A 13,318-nucleotide genomic window follows, 5' to 3' on the forward strand; every position below is an offset into this window, starting at 1 on the left:
ATTACTTGCCTAATTTGCGCAACTCATCCGACTCGACAATCCGCACGCCATCTTGCTCTTCCAGCGCCAGGCGCCACATGGCGCGGGCCAGTTGGCAGGCTTCGATGCCGTGGTATTTGCCCGGAATCAATTTCGACAACGGACCGGCAACCCGTTCGGCCAGTCTCGGCTCAGCGCGATCGCCCAGCAACAGCGAAGGCCGGCAGATGGTCAACTGCGGCCAATTCTGCGCGCGCAATGCGTGTTCCATCTCGCCTTTGACCCGGTTGTAGAAAATCGGCGATCTGCGGTCGGCCCCCAAGGCACTGATCACGATCAGGTGCCGTGCGCCCATTTCCCGGGCCCGTTTGGCGAAGGCCACGACCATGTCCAGGTCCACCGCGCGAAACGCTTCCTCGGAGCCGGCTTGCTTGATTGTGGTGCCGAGGCAGCAGTAGGCGACGTCGACGCGACCGTTCAATTGCGGCAGAAACACAGTCGGGTCACCGACCGGGTTTTCCAGGTGTGGATGCTCGGCCAGTGGCCGGCGTGAGGGGGCCAATACTCGTGCAATCGTTGGCTCATTAAGCAGACGGTCAAGTAAATGTTCACCGGTTAACCCGGTAGCTCCGGCAAGCAATACATGCTGAGGCGTCAAGTACATAATATTTTCCCCTTGATACTATTCAGCTTAGTTGCTCTTTTCATCCTTGCTGATAGAGACACTTTGCAGTGCCTTTCGTGCCTGCTGCTTGCGTAACAATTGCCAGTGGGCGAGAACCGGTTTTCGGCGCCCAGATTTGCGGCTCGGACGCTTCGAAATTATCGGCCAGCTCACGCTCGGCCACAGTGGCGCTGGCCAGTTTGAAGGCTTGCTCCAGATCATCGGTCTGGTTCAGCGCCTGGGCGAACAGCGCGTCGCCGAAATACGTGAAGTTGGCTTCTTCCGAACACCCGAATGACACCCGATCGGCGCGCGAGGCAGTCATGATCAGGGTGCGTTCGTCCTTGAGGGCCGGGATGAAGCCGCCGGAATAGCAGGACGAAATCACGATGATTTTGTCGCGCTTCTTCAGGGGCGCGAGGACGGCGGCGAGTTCGTCGGCCGGGAGGTCGGCCAGTTCCATGCGTGGCTGGTCGAGCACCAATTCGTGTTCACTGGAGCCATGGCTGGTCAGGTAAATGAACAGCAAGTCTTCCGGGCCACTGCGCTCGGCCAGGGTCTGGACAGCGCGGCGCAGGTTCTCCCGGGTGGCCATCGGCCGGTCGCCGAGGTGGTCGCGATGGTTGACCAGGCGGATCTGGCCGAAGGCGCCGAAACGGCTGGAAAGCATGTTGGCGACGTAGTCGGATTCGCGCAGGAATACGCTTTGCTTGCCGTCACCGCCCAGGGTCAAGGTGTACAGCTCGACCGCCGGGGTCGAAGCCGGCACGGCGGCCAATGCTTCGTCGAGCAAGCGGCCCTGAGCCAGCAAGCCGAGTTCGAGGGTGTCGGGCAGTAGCTTGCCGTCGGCATCGCGCACCCGCTGACTATTGATCCAGATGCCGCTCAGGACCGTGCCGTCGGTCAGCACCAATGTGCCTTTACCTTGGTAGTTGTCGCCGTCGAACTGGCCGATATAGAAGCTGCCATCGGCCAGGTTCAAGCGGCCCTGCCCGGTGAAGCGCCAGTCGCTGAACTGACCTATGTAGTGACTGCCGTCGGCGCCGATCAACTCGCCCTTGCCGCTCAACACGCCTTCCTTGAACTGACCGAGCCAGACATCGCCATCGGCGTTCTCGTAGCGGCCCTTGCCGTGCAGTTGATTGTTCTTGAAGCCGCCGACATAGATATCGCCGTCGGCGCTGTTGAAGGTGCCGTTGCCTTCCAGCTGACCGTCGACGAAATGCCCGGTGAACTGATTGCCGCTGGCATCGCTGCGCTGGCCTTCGCCGTTGGGTTTGCCGTGGGCGAACTGACCCTGATACTGGCTGCCGTCTTCGAGTTCCAGACGACCGAGCCCTGAATATTGGTCGGCCTTGAACTCGCCGCGGTAGGTCATGGCGTTTTCTTTGAGGGTACCTTCACCGTCGCGTCTGCCTGCTTTGAAGCCGCCGGTGTAGCTGCTGCCAGTGGTGGTCAGCGTGCCCTGGCCGTCGAACAGCCCCTGCTGGAATTGCCCGCGATAGACCTCGCCGTTGCTGCCGTGCCATTCGCCCTGGCCATGCCATTGGCCCTTGTCGAACTGGCCGGCATACCAGCTGCCGTTCGGGTAATCGATGCGGCCCTCGCCTTGCAGCAACCCGTTGACCAGATCACCACGATAGCGTCCGCCGTCCGGCAGGCGGGCATCGGGGGGCAGCAGCGATTCGCCATCGCCGCAAGCGGTGAGCAACAGGGTCAGAACAAGGAGTGCAAGTGAGCGCATAGCGGGATCCGGGCAATTAGGCGACCGAGTATGCCGCAGCTATGTGTCGCATTTATAGAGACACGGCACAGACACAGCGCGAAACAGCGTGAGCTGTTTCGCAATCAGGCATGTGTCAGACGAAGCACAGGGACAGTGGCTCGGCGATATACGCCGGTTTGTCCGACCCTTCGATTTCAAGCGTGGCGGTGGCCTTGAGCAACCATTGGCCGGGTTTCTTCTCCGTGACCTCGTTCATGTCGACCTTGAGCCGAACCCTGGAATTGACTTTTACAGGCTGGATGAAACGCACACTGTCCAGACCATAGTTGACCACCATCTTCGCGCCCTGGGGCAGGATGAGGATGTCTTCCATCAGCTTGGGGATCAGCGACAACGACAGGAAACCATGGGCGATGGTGCTGCCAAAAGGGGTTTGCGCGGCTTTGACCGGGTCGACGTGGATGAACTGATAATCGCCTGTGGCTTCTGCGAACAGGTTGATGCGTTCCTGATCGATGGTGAGCCATTCGGAACGTCCGAGTTCCTTGCCGACATAATCTTTGAGCTCTGCAACTGGAACATAGGGCATTGAGACTCTCCTTGGGTCATCGGTTTTATAGTTTTCGAGTGGGGTATTTGATCTCCCTGCGAACCACTTTAGATCAACATGACAAATTGCTCCGGTCAACTAACCATGCTTTTGGCGAATGCCGATTCATAGCGTTGGCGTGCTTATAATGCCGGGCCCCTTCTTTGTGGGGAGCGCGCGCGGGAGGTGTGGATGTTGTTACGTGGCCTGACCTGGCTGGTGCTGTTTCAATTGCTCGGCACCGCCCTCAACCATCTGTTTTTGTCGGTGCTGCCAGGGCCGATCATTGGCCTGCTGTTGCTGCTGGGGTATCTGATTATCCGTGGTCAAGTCGGTGAACCGCTGAGCCTCGCGGCCAGCAGCCTGCTGCGTTACCTGCCGTTGCTGCTGGTGCCGCCGGCCGTGGGTGTGATGGTTTACGCCGCCGACATCGCCGCGGATTTCTGGGCGATCACCGGTGCGCTGGTGCTATCGCTGTTGCTGTCGATGGCCTTTGCCGGCGTGCTGATGCAGCGCCTGGTCAAGCGTCATTCCCAGCCCGAGGATAGCCAATGATTTTCGATTGGCACGGCGCCTGGACGTCGGTGATTCATCATCCTCTGTTCGGTATCGGCATTACGTTGGGTGCGTATCAATTGGTGCTGGCGGCGTTCGAGAAAACCCGCTGGATCTTTCTGCAACCGGTGCTGGTGTCTATGTTGCTGGTCATCGGTGTCCTGGTCAGTTGCAGCCTGAGCTATACCGAATACCGCAAGAGCACCGAGATCCTGAGCATCTTGCTCGGGCCCGCCACGGTTGCGCTGGCGGTGCCGCTGTACCTCAACCTGCGGCGGATCCGGCAGTTGTTCTGGCCGATATTTACTACGCTGGTGATAGGTGGCGTGGTCGCCACGGGCATGGGCGTATTGCTGGGCTGGTGGTTTGGCGCCGAACACATGATCCTGATGACCATGGCGCCGAAGTCGGTCACCTCGCCGATTGCCATGCTGGTGGCTGAGCAGATCGGCGGTGTCGCGGCGCTGGCGGCGGTGTTCGTATTGATTACCGGAGTGATCGGGGCGATCTTCGGGCCGAGTCTTTTGACCCGGCTCGGTGTCCACAGCCCAGAGGCCCGTGGTATGGCCCTTGGCATGACTGCCCATGCGGTCGGCACTTCGGTGGCCTTGCAGGAAAGTGAAGAGTGCGGCGCCTTCGCGGCGTTGGCGATGAGTCTGATGGGCGTGGCCACGGCGGTCTTCCTGCCGTTGGCGGTGTCGATGGTGGTGTAAGGAAATGTCTATGAGTCTGCCGCTTTTTCCGCTGAACACGGTGCTGTTTCCGGACTGCATCCTCGACTTGCAGATATTCGAGGCGCGCTACCTGGACATGATCGGTCGCTGCATGAAGCAGGGCGGCGGCTTCGGCGTGGTGTGCATTCTCGAAGGCGAAGAAGTCGGCATCGCCCCCGAAGGCTATGCACGGGTGGGGTGCGAGGCACTGATCACCGATTTTCACCAGCAGGACAACGGCCTGTTGGGCATTCGGGTGAAGGGCGGGCGGCGTTTCCACGTTGTGCGCACCGAGGTGCAGCGCGACCAGTTGATCGTCGCCGAAGTCGAGTGGCTCAAAGATGAGCCTGGGCAACCGCTACAGAGTGAAGACGCCGACCTGGTCGCGTTGCTCAAGGCGCTGGCGGAACACCCGATGGTCGAAGCGCTGAGCATGGGCACCGAAGCGACGGGGCAACAGTCGCTGGCCAATCAGTTGGCGTATCTGTTGCCGTTTTCCGAGATGGACAAGATTGACCTGCTGCAGCTCGATGATCCGCAGCAGCGCCTGGATGCGATTCAGGCGTTGCTGGATAAGTTGCAGGGTGACTTGTTTGCCTGACGTTGCGCTGAAAGATCGCAGCTGCTACTGATCAGTACGCATACCGCAACAACGTATGCGGCAAATGCCGCAACACGAAAAACCCGAACAATGCCACCAGCGACGGCAGTACCAGCCACCAGATTTTCGGTGGCATGGCGTTGAGCGGTGTCTGGCGCTGACTCAGCCACAGGCTGGCTGCACAGATGCACGCCGCCAGCATCGCGCCGGCCAGCACATCGGTCGGCCAGTGCGCTCCCAGATAGACCCGCGACAAGGCAATCGTCAGTGCCGGCAAGCAGCCCACCAGCAACCAGGTCAGGCGCATTCTTGGTGGTTGCCCGCGGCCGGCCAGCACCGCGAGCGTCAGGAACAGTGCGAAAGACCCTGATGCATGGCCGCTGGGCATGCTGTAGCTGGTGAGTGGATCACTCAGCACTTCCGGGCGCAGGCGAGCGAAAAAGTGCTTGGTCGCGGTGTTGCCCAGCGCGGTGAAGAGCAAAGTGCCGCCAGCGAAGAGTGCATGCCGCCATTGTCTCGTCAGCAACAGCAACGCTGTCAGCAGGACACTGAATATCAGCATGTTGCGGAACTCGCCGATCAGCGTGAACACCACGGCCGCTTCGTCGAGCATCGGGTTGCGGTGTTCCTGTATCAGGGTCATCAGGCCTTGGTCGAGGGCAGTCAGGTGCGGATAGCCGATGAACAGCCCCGCCAGAATCAGAAAGCTCATACCGGTGATGAACATCGTGGCCTTGCGATGCCGACGCAGACTGCTGGTTGCACTCAGCCCCACCATCACCGCAATACTGCCCGCGACAATTCCGGCCTCGGCCCAGAAACCATCCGGCAACGGCAAGCGAATGGCCGCCCCCGTAGCCCAACCGGGCAGCAGATACGCAACGCTCCAGCCCGCGGCGGCCAGCAGGCTGACGACGGCGAAGCGCGGGAACGGCATGTCGAACATCCCGGCGACCATCGGCAGCATCGGGCGTAGCGGGCCGATAAAGCGTCCGACCAACAGGCTGGCGATGCCATAACGCTCGAAATACGCCTCGGCCCCGGCCATCCATTCCGGATGATGGCGCAACCCCGGCAGGCGCCGGATGTTCTGGTGGAAGTGTCGCCCCAAAAAGTACGAAACGATGTCGCCCAGCACACCGCCGAGGAAACCCAGCAGCAGCGTTTCACCCAGCGACAGCGCGCCGCTGCCGGCCAGCACCGACACGGCAAACAGCAACACCGTGCCGGGCACGATCAGCCCGGCGATCGCCAGGCATTCCACACAAGCCACGATGAACACTGCCGCGGCCAGCCACTGTGGATTGACCGTCAGCCAACCGGTCACGCTATCGAGCCATGGGCCCATAAAAACAACTCCGTCTGATTCAATTGGCCCTTGGTGGGCGAACACAATTTAAACAACGCCATAAAACACCTGTGGGAGCGGGCTTGCCCGCGATGGCGGTGGCTCAGTCGACATTGATATCGACCGATATGGCCTCATCGCGGGCAAGCCCGCTCCCACAGGGATTTTGGTTGCATCAAACCCGTATCAATATTCAGGACAGCAAAAAATAATCGCGCCCTTCCATTTGGCCCCGGCGCAGCGGGTTGCGCGTGCAGTAAGGCGCATAAGCCGCATCGACGAAACGGTACATCAAATGTTCGTCGCGCCCGTGGGGAATGCCCAGGCGCGTGGTCTGGATGACGTGGCCGGGCGCTGGCCCGACATCTTCCACCAGCAGCACTTCATGGTCGAAGCGTTTGGCGTCCCAGACTGGTACCTTCAGCCCCAGCGCCTTGCAAAGCAGCGTCTGCCCGGCACATAGCTTTTGCGAGGGGCGAGGGCGGCCCTGGGCATCGGGATTGTTCAGCAGCATCTGCGCCAGGCTCGCAGGCCCGCTCAGTTCATCGACCCATGGATAGGCGGATTTGATCAATACGGCGTTGCCCGGCCCCTGGGCGCTGAAGTTCAGGGAGTCGCCGCCCCGGGCGTAGTACATATAGATGTGGCCGCCATCCAGAAATAAAGCCTTACGCTTTTCTGTGTAGCCAAGGGAGGCATGGCTGCCTTTTTCTTCGCAGTAATAGGCTTCGGTCTCGATGATCCGGGCACTGAGCCATAGGTCGCCGACCTTATGACGAATGATTTTGCCCAGTAAATCCCGCGCCAGCGTTTGGGCGTCGCGGTCGAAAAACGCATCCGGCAGTCCCTTGGGCAGGCGCGTAGCGGACGCACGAACAGGCAGGTTGGTCATGATGAACAGCGTTTATCAAGGCTGATTGAGTCGTGATGATAACAATAACCAGCTTAATCCCGGCTGAACGTCGGCAAATTGCCCTCCATTTCGACCATCCGCCTGTCACCGCTGTTAGTCCCGGGACGCGACAGCTATAATCTGCCGCTTTACTCTTTACCAAGACCTTAGCAAAGACCACTACAGACCATGACTGAGTCCGTTCTTGACTACATGACCCGTTTGGGTTGCGCTGCCCGCGAGGCTTCCCGCGTGATCGGCCGTGCCAGCACCGCGCAGAAAAACCGCGCTTTGCAGGCGGCCGCCAATGCGCTGGACGCCGCGCGCGCCGAACTGAGCGCGGCCAACGAACTGGATTTGGCCGCCGGCCGCGCCAATGGTCTGGAGCCTGCTTTGCTGGAACGTCTGGCACTGACCCCTGAGCGTATCGACGGAATGATCGTCGGTTTGCGCCAGGTTGCGGCACTGCCGGACCCGGTTGGCGCGATTCGCGACATGAGCTTTCGGCCGTCGGGCATTCAGGTCGGCAAGATGCGCGTGCCGTTGGGCGTGATCGGGATCATCTACGAGTCGCGGCCGAACGTGACCATCGATGCCGCCAGCCTGTGCCTGAAGTCCGGCAACGCGACCATCCTGCGTGGCGGCTCCGAGGCAATTCATTCCAACCGTGCCATTGCCGCCTGCATCCAGCGCGGCCTGGCCGAAGCCGGTCTGCCGGCCGCTGTGGTGCAAGTGGTCGAAACCACCGACCGTGCCGCCGTCGGCGCGCTGATCACCATGCCTGAATACGTCGACGTCATCGTGCCCCGTGGCGGCCGTGGCCTGATCGAACGGGTCAGCCGTGACGCGCGCGTGCCGGTGATCAAGCACCTGGACGGCATCTGCCACGTCTACGTCAGTGCCCACGCCGATCTGGCGAAAGCCCAGCGTATCGCGTTCAACGCCAAGACTTACCGTTACGGTATCTGCGGCGCCATGGAAACCCTGTTGGTGGACCAAACCGTCGCCCGGGATTTCCTGCCATCGATGGCGGCACAGTTCCGCGAAAAAGGTGTTGAGCTGCGCGGTTGCGAGCGCACCCGGGCAATCATCGAGGCCGTTGCGGCCACTGAAGAAGACTGGCACACCGAATACCTGGCGCCGATCCTCTCGATTCGCGTGGTCGACGGGCTGGATCAGGCCATCGAACACATCAACAAGTACGGCTCCCATCACACCGACTCGATCGTCAGCGAAAACCTGGCCGACACCCGGCGTTTCGTGGCGCAAGTCGATTCATCTTCGGTGATGATCAACACCCCGACGTGCTTTGCCGATGGATTCGAATACGGATTGGGTGCCGAGATTGGCATTTCTACTGATAAGCTGCACGCCCGCGGCCCGGTGGGCCTCGAAGGTCTGACCTGCGAGAAGTACATCGTGGTCGGTGACGGTCAGTTGCGCGGCCAGGCGTCGGTCTGACTTGGGCGACCTCGACCTGTCGGCCCAAGCGAACGCGAACGAGCCCCGACCTCGACGCATTGGCGTACTGGGCGGGACCTTCGACCCGGTGCACATCGGCCATTTGCGCGGTGCGCTGGAAGTCGCCGAATCGCTGGCGCTCGATGAGTTGCGCCTGACACCCAGTGCCAGGCCGCCCCATCGGGGCACGCCGCAGGTGTCGGCGAAGGACCGTCTGGCGATGGTCAAGTGCGCGGTGGCCGGTGTGGCACCGTTGGTGGTGGACGCCCGTGAATTGCAGCGGGACAAACCGTCCTACACCATCGACACCCTGGAACTGATGCGCGCCGAACTGGCCGCACAAGATCAGGTTTTTCTACTTTTGGGCTGGGACGCATTTTGCGGCCTGCCCACTTGGCACCGCTGGGAAGAGTTGCTCCAGCATTGCCACATCCTGGTGCTGCAACGCCCGGATGCCGACAGCGAACCGCCGGATGCCTTGCGCAACCTGCTGGCAGCGCGTTCGGTGAGCGACCCGCTGGCCCTCAAAGGGCCGAGCGGACAGATTGCATTCGTCTGGCAGACGCCGCTCGCGGTATCCGCCACCCAGATCCGTCAACTGCTGGCCAGCGGTAAGTCGGTACGTTTCCTGGTGCCCGACGCGGTCCTGGCCTACATCGATGCGCACGGACTTTACCGTGCGTCGAACTGAAAAAGGGCGCGCTTCAAGGCACGTGAATGCGTGTATCGAAGCGCCCGAACATACGAGCAAAACGAGTTTTATATGACTGACAAAGACGTAAACAAAGTAAAGCGCAAGGGCACATTCAAGAGCGCACCGCTGCCAGTAGAAGCACCAACTGGCGCGCCACTGGCCGGCGAAGAGCTGGTCAAGGTTGCCGTAGCAGCCCTGGAAGACGTCAAGGCCCAGGACATCCAGGTGATCGACGTTCGTGAAAAGCAGAGCATCACTGACTACATGATCATCGCCACCGGTACGTCCAACCGCCAGATCGGCGCGATGCTGGACAAGGTCCGCGAAGCCGTCAAAGCCCAAGGCGTCAAGCCGCTGGGTGAAGAAGGCAAGGGCGACAGCGACTGGGTGTTGCTGGATATGGATGACGTAATCGTGCACATGATGACTGCCTCGGCTCGCCAGTTCTATGACCTGGAGCGCCTGTGGGCCGGCGCCGAGCAAAGCCGTTCGGCCAGCGCTGCGCATCACAGCCCGGAAAACACCCATGAGCATTTCACCAAGCTCAACAAAGACCAGCAATAAGGGAACGCTGTGCGACTGCGACTGATCGCCGTCGGTTCACGCATGCCCAAGTGGGTGGAAGAAGGCTGGCATGAATATGCCAAGCGTCTTCCTTCCGAGCTGGCGCTGGAACTGGTGGAAATTCCGCTCAACACCCGCGGCAAGAACGCTGACGTGGCGCGCTTTATCCGTCAGGAAGGCGAAGCCATGCTGGCCAAGGTCGGGCCGAACGAGCGCGTTGTCACCCTCGAAGTCCACGGCAAGCCTTGGAGCACCGAGCAACTGGCGGTCGAACTCGATCGCTGGCGGCTGGACTCGCGCACGGTGAATTTCATGGTCGGCGGCCCCGAGGGGCTGGCGCCGGAAGTCTGTGCCCGGGCAGATCAACGCTGGTCGTTATCACCGTTGACGTTGCCGCACCCACTGGTGCGGATTCTGATCGGCGAACAGCTGTATCGTGCCTGGACAGTGCTGTCCGGCCACCCTTACCACAAGTAGTTCTGCCCTCATGCCCCAGCCGATCCGCATCAAGGACCACGAAAAAGACGCCCGTCTGGTGCGTGGCCGCGTCGTGTTCGGGGCTATTGCGGTAGTGACGCTGATCGGCGTGCTGATCGCGCGGCTGTATTTCCTTCAGGTGATCCAGTACGAGTACCACTCGACCCTGTCGGAAAACAACCGCGTCCATGTGCAGCCGATTCCGCCGACTCGCGGGCTGATCTTTGACCGCAATGGCGTGGTGGTGGCCGACAACCGGCCCAGCTTCAGCCTGAGCATGACCCGCGAACGCTCCGGCGACTGGCAGCAAGTGCTCGACGTAATCGTCGAAGTGCTGGAGCTGACGCCCGAAGACCGGGTGATTTTCGAGAAACGCATGCGTCAGGGGCGTCGGCCATTCGAGCCGGTGCCGATCCTGTTCGAGTTGACCGAAGAGCAGATCGCCCGCATCGCGGTGAACCAGTTCCGTCTGCCCGGTGTGGAAGTGGTCGCGCAGTTGGTACGGCATTACCCGCAGGGCGCGCACTTTGCGCACTCGGTGGGATATATGGGGCGGATCAACGAGAAAGAGCTCAAGTCTCTGGATCCGGTGAGTTACAGCGGCACCCATCAAATTGGCAAAACCGGCATCGAGCGCTTCTACGAGCCCGAATTGCACGGTCAGGTCGGTTACGAAGAAGTCGAGACCAACGCCCGTGGCCGCGTGCTGCGGGTACTCAAACGTACCGAACCGATTTCCGGTAAGGACATCGTCCTGAGCCTGGACATCAAATTGCAGGAAGCCGCCGAAGCTGCACTCGGCGGTCGCCGTGGCGCAGTCGTGGCGCTGGATCCGGCGACCGGCGAAGTGCTGGCGATGGTCAGCCAGCCGAGTTTTGACCCGAACCTGTTCGTCACCGGCATCAGTTTCAAGGCCTACTCCGAGCTGCGTGACTCCATCGACCGGCCACTGTTCAACCGCGTGCTGCGCGGTCTGTACCCGCCGGGTTCGACCATCAAGCCAGCGGTGGCGATTGCCGGCCTGGATGCGGGCGTGGTCACGGCCTCGAGCCGGGTGTTCGACCCGGGCTACTACATGCTGCCCAACTATGACCACAAATACCGTAACTGGAACCGTACCGGTGACGGCTTCGTCGACCTCGACACGGCGATCATGCGTTCCAACGACACCTACTTCTATGACCTGGCGCACAAGCTGGGGATTGATCGGTTGTCGTCCTACCTGAGCAAATTCGGCATTGGCCAGAAGGTCTCCCTGGACATGTTCGAAGAGTCGCCGGGGCTGATGCCGACACGGGAATGGAAGCGCGTGACCCGTCGTCAGGCCTGGTTCCCGGGCGAGACGCTGATTCTGGGGATCGGGCAGGGCTACATGCAGTCCACGCCGTTGCAACTGGCGCAGGCCACGGCACTGGTGGCCAACAAGGGTGTCTGGAATCGTCCACACCTGGCCAAGACCATCGAGGGCGAGAAGCCGAAGGATGAAAATCCGATGCCGGACATCATCCTGCGCGACCCGTCGGACTGGACCAAGGTCAACCACGGCATGCAGCAGGTGATGCACGGTGCCCGTGGTACGGCGCGCAAGGCATCGATCGGCGCGCAATACCGAATCGCCGGCAAGTCGGGTACGGCCCAGGTGGTCGCGATCAAGCAGGGCGAGAAGTACGACCGCTCCAAGGTTCAGGAACGCCACCGCGACCACGCCTTGTTCGTCGGCTTCGCCCCGGCCGACAACCCGAAAATCGTGGTGTCGGTGATGGTCGAGAACGGTGAGTCCGGTTCTGGCGTCGCCGCGCCGGTGGTGCGTCAAGTCATGGACGCCTGGCTCCTGGACCAGGACGGCCGACTGAAAGCCGAATACGCCAGCCCTATCAGTGCGGAGGCTACGGCCCGTGAAGAATAATTTCGATCGCATGCTCTCCAGCGAGGATGTGATGCGTCGCCGGGCGACGCTGCTGCAACGCCTGCACATCGACGGCCCATTGTTGATCCTGCTGCTGACCCTCGCCGCCGGCAGTCTGTTCGTGCTGTATTCGGCCAGCGGCAAGAGCTGGGATCTGCTGGCCAAGCAAGCCACTTCCTTTGGCATCGGCCTGGTGTCGATGATCGTCATTGCCCAGTTCGAACCGCGTTTCATGGCCCGCTGGGTGCCGCTCGGTTATGTGGTCGGCGTGATCTTGCTGGTAGTGGTGGACGTGATGGGCCACAACGCCATGGGCGCCACCCGCTGGATCAATATCCCCGGGGTGATCCGCTTCCAGCCCTCGGAATTCATGAAGATCCTGATGCCGGCGACCATCGCCTGGTACCTGGCCAAGCGCTCCTTGCCGCCACAGCTCAAGCATGTCGGGATCAGTCTGGTGCTGATCGGCATCCCGTTCATTCTGATCGTGCGTCAGCCCGACCTCGGCACTTCGCTGCTGATCCTCGCCGGTGGCGCGTTCGTGCTGTTCATGGGCGGCCTGCGCTGGCGCTGGATCATCGGCGTGGTCGCTGCAGCAGTGCCGGTGGCCGTGGCGATGTGGTTCTTCATCATGCACGACTATCAAAAGCAGCGAATCCTGACCTTCCTCGATCCAGAGAGTGATCCGCTGGGTACGGGCTGGAACATCATTCAGTCGAAAGCGGCCATCGGTTCCGGCGGCGTGTTCGGCAAAGGCTGGTTGCTTGGCACCCAGTCGCACCTGGACTTCCTGCCGGAAAGCCACACCGACTTCATTATTGCGGTGATGGGCGAAGAGTTCGGCCTGGTGGGCATCTGCGCTCTGTTGCTGATTTACCTGCTGTTGATCGGCCGCGGGCTGGTGATTACCGCCCAGGCTCAGACATTGTTCGGCAAACTGCTTGCGGGCAGCCTGACCATGACGTTTTTTGTTTATGTTTTCGTCAACATCGGTATGGTCAGTGGCCTGTTGCCGGTGGTGGGTGTGCCGTTGCCGTTCATTAGCTACGGAGGAACTTCGCTGGTGACGCTACTGTCAGCGTTTGGGGTTTTGATGTCGATCCATACCCATCGTAAGTGGATCGCACAGGTTTGAATAAGGTGAAGATT

General features: G+C 61.0%; 13 protein-coding genes and 1 pseudogene. 9 read left to right on the forward strand and 5 right to left on the reverse strand.

The features are described 5' to 3' along the window. Position 1: 1 nt before the first annotated feature. From ACZ9BB_RS27550 to ACZ9BB_RS27560, 3 genes and pseudogenes are all read right to left on the reverse strand, one after another. Positions 2 to 643 carry an oxidoreductase gene (locus tag ACZ9BB_RS27550; RefSeq protein ID WP_019650883.1) on the reverse strand — a complete coding sequence of 214 codons (642 nt, stop codon included), beginning with the start codon at positions 641 to 643 and terminating at the stop codon, positions 2 to 4. 27 nt (positions 644 to 670) lie between these two features. Next, positions 671 to 2,387 (reverse strand): annotated as a pseudogene (locus tag ACZ9BB_RS27555) (C13 family peptidase). Positions 2,388 to 2,502: 115 nt separating this feature from the next. Next, entirely contained in the window at positions 2,503 to 2,958 is a 456-nt protein-coding gene (locus tag ACZ9BB_RS27560; protein WP_149660901.1) for a MaoC family dehydratase, read from the reverse strand. 192 nt (positions 2,959 to 3,150) lie between these two features. Here ACZ9BB_RS27560 and ACZ9BB_RS27565 point away from each other — a divergent pair, with 192 nt between their 5' ends. The 3 genes from ACZ9BB_RS27565 to ACZ9BB_RS27575 are packed head-to-tail and all read left to right on the forward strand — an operon-like array spanning position 3,151 to position 4,827. Further along, positions 3,151 to 3,513, forward strand: a complete 363-nt coding sequence (locus ACZ9BB_RS27565; RefSeq protein WP_476217854.1) for a CidA/LrgA family protein — start codon at positions 3,151 to 3,153, stop codon at positions 3,511 to 3,513. Then, positions 3,510 to 4,226, forward strand: a complete 717-nt coding sequence (locus ACZ9BB_RS27570) for an LrgB family protein (RefSeq protein WP_476217855.1) — start codon at positions 3,510 to 3,512, stop codon at positions 4,224 to 4,226. Before ACZ9BB_RS27565 ends, ACZ9BB_RS27570 begins: the two co-directional genes overlap by 4 nt. Before the next feature lie 10 nt (positions 4,227 to 4,236). Beyond that, complete coding sequence (locus tag ACZ9BB_RS27575) at positions 4,237 to 4,827, forward strand: LON peptidase substrate-binding domain-containing protein (protein WP_476217857.1); 591 nt, start codon at positions 4,237 to 4,239, stop codon at positions 4,825 to 4,827. A 31-nt stretch (positions 4,828 to 4,858) separates the two neighbouring features. Here the strand turns inward: ACZ9BB_RS27575 and ACZ9BB_RS27580 are convergent, their stop codons facing one another. Both ACZ9BB_RS27580 and ACZ9BB_RS27585 read right to left on the reverse strand, forming a co-directional pair. Further along, complete coding sequence (locus ACZ9BB_RS27580; protein WP_476217859.1) at positions 4,859 to 6,175, reverse strand: bifunctional DedA family/phosphatase PAP2 family protein; 1,317 nt, start codon at positions 6,173 to 6,175, stop codon at positions 4,859 to 4,861. Positions 6,176 to 6,368: 193 nt separating this feature from the next. Then, positions 6,369 to 7,067 carry a DNA-3-methyladenine glycosylase gene (locus ACZ9BB_RS27585; RefSeq protein ID WP_476217861.1) on the reverse strand — a complete coding sequence of 233 codons (699 nt, stop codon included), beginning with the start codon at positions 7,065 to 7,067 and terminating at the stop codon, positions 6,369 to 6,371. Between the two features lie 189 nt (positions 7,068 to 7,256). Between ACZ9BB_RS27585 and ACZ9BB_RS27590 the strand changes: the two genes are divergently transcribed. The 6 genes from ACZ9BB_RS27590 to rodA all read left to right on the forward strand — a co-directional run bounded on the left by ACZ9BB_RS27590 (position 7,257) and on the right by rodA (position 13,304). Beyond that, entirely contained in the window at positions 7,257 to 8,528 is a 1,272-nt protein-coding gene (locus ACZ9BB_RS27590) for a glutamate-5-semialdehyde dehydrogenase (protein ID WP_476217863.1), read from the forward strand. 1 nt (position 8,529) lies between these two features. Then, a complete protein-coding gene (nadD, locus tag ACZ9BB_RS27595) occupies positions 8,530 to 9,219 on the forward strand; it encodes a nicotinate-nucleotide adenylyltransferase (RefSeq protein WP_476217865.1) in 690 nt (229 codons plus the stop codon). Positions 9,220 to 9,291: 72 nt separating this feature from the next. Further along, on the forward strand, positions 9,292 to 9,786 hold the full coding sequence (gene rsfS / locus ACZ9BB_RS27600; RefSeq protein ID WP_019581345.1) for a ribosome silencing factor: 495 nt from the start codon (positions 9,292 to 9,294) through the stop codon (positions 9,784 to 9,786). Positions 9,787 to 9,795: 9 nt separating this feature from the next. Next, a complete protein-coding gene (rlmH, locus tag ACZ9BB_RS27605; RefSeq protein ID WP_007937439.1) occupies positions 9,796 to 10,263 on the forward strand; it encodes a 23S rRNA (pseudouridine(1915)-N(3))-methyltransferase RlmH in 468 nt (155 codons plus the stop codon). Between the two features lie 10 nt (positions 10,264 to 10,273). Beyond that, positions 10,274 to 12,169, forward strand: coding sequence for a penicillin-binding protein 2 (mrdA, locus tag ACZ9BB_RS27610; protein ID WP_476217867.1), 1,896 nt, complete (start codon positions 10,274 to 10,276; stop codon positions 12,167 to 12,169). Positions 12,170 to 12,200: 31 nt separating this feature from the next. Further along, on the forward strand, positions 12,201 to 13,304 hold the full coding sequence (gene rodA, locus ACZ9BB_RS27615; protein ID WP_476218440.1) for a rod shape-determining protein RodA: 1,104 nt from the start codon (positions 12,201 to 12,203) through the stop codon (positions 13,302 to 13,304). The last annotated feature ends 14 nt before the right edge of the window (positions 13,305 to 13,318 follow it).

The sequence above is a fragment of the Pseudomonas sp. TE3552 genome (genome assembly GCF_056278945.1).

Coding starts and splice junctions, on each gene's coding strand:
- ACZ9BB_RS27550 (WP_019650883.1), bottom strand. CDS start 643: ATGTACTTGACGCCTCAGCATGTATTGCTTGCCGGAGCTACCGGGTTA.
- ACZ9BB_RS27560 (WP_149660901.1), bottom strand. CDS start 2,958: ATGCCCTATGTTCCAGTTGCAGAGCTCAAAGATTATGTCGGCAAGGAA.
- ACZ9BB_RS27565 (WP_476217854.1), top strand. CDS start 3,151: ATGTTGTTACGTGGCCTGACCTGGCTGGTGCTGTTTCAATTGCTCGGC.
- ACZ9BB_RS27570 (WP_476217855.1), top strand. CDS start 3,510: ATGATTTTCGATTGGCACGGCGCCTGGACGTCGGTGATTCATCATCCT.
- ACZ9BB_RS27575 (WP_476217857.1), top strand. CDS start 4,237: ATGAGTCTGCCGCTTTTTCCGCTGAACACGGTGCTGTTTCCGGACTGC.
- ACZ9BB_RS27580 (WP_476217859.1), bottom strand. CDS start 6,175: ATGGGCCCATGGCTCGATAGCGTGACCGGTTGGCTGACGGTCAATCCA.
- ACZ9BB_RS27585 (WP_476217861.1), bottom strand. CDS start 7,067: ATGACCAACCTGCCTGTTCGTGCGTCCGCTACGCGCCTGCCCAAGGGA.
- ACZ9BB_RS27590 (WP_476217863.1), top strand. CDS start 7,257: ATGACTGAGTCCGTTCTTGACTACATGACCCGTTTGGGTTGCGCTGCC.
- rsfS (WP_019581345.1), top strand. CDS start 9,292: ATGACTGACAAAGACGTAAACAAAGTAAAGCGCAAGGGCACATTCAAG.
- mrdA (WP_476217867.1), top strand. CDS start 10,274: ATGCCCCAGCCGATCCGCATCAAGGACCACGAAAAAGACGCCCGTCTG.
- rodA (WP_476218440.1), top strand. CDS start 12,201: ATGCGTCGCCGGGCGACGCTGCTGCAACGCCTGCACATCGACGGCCCA.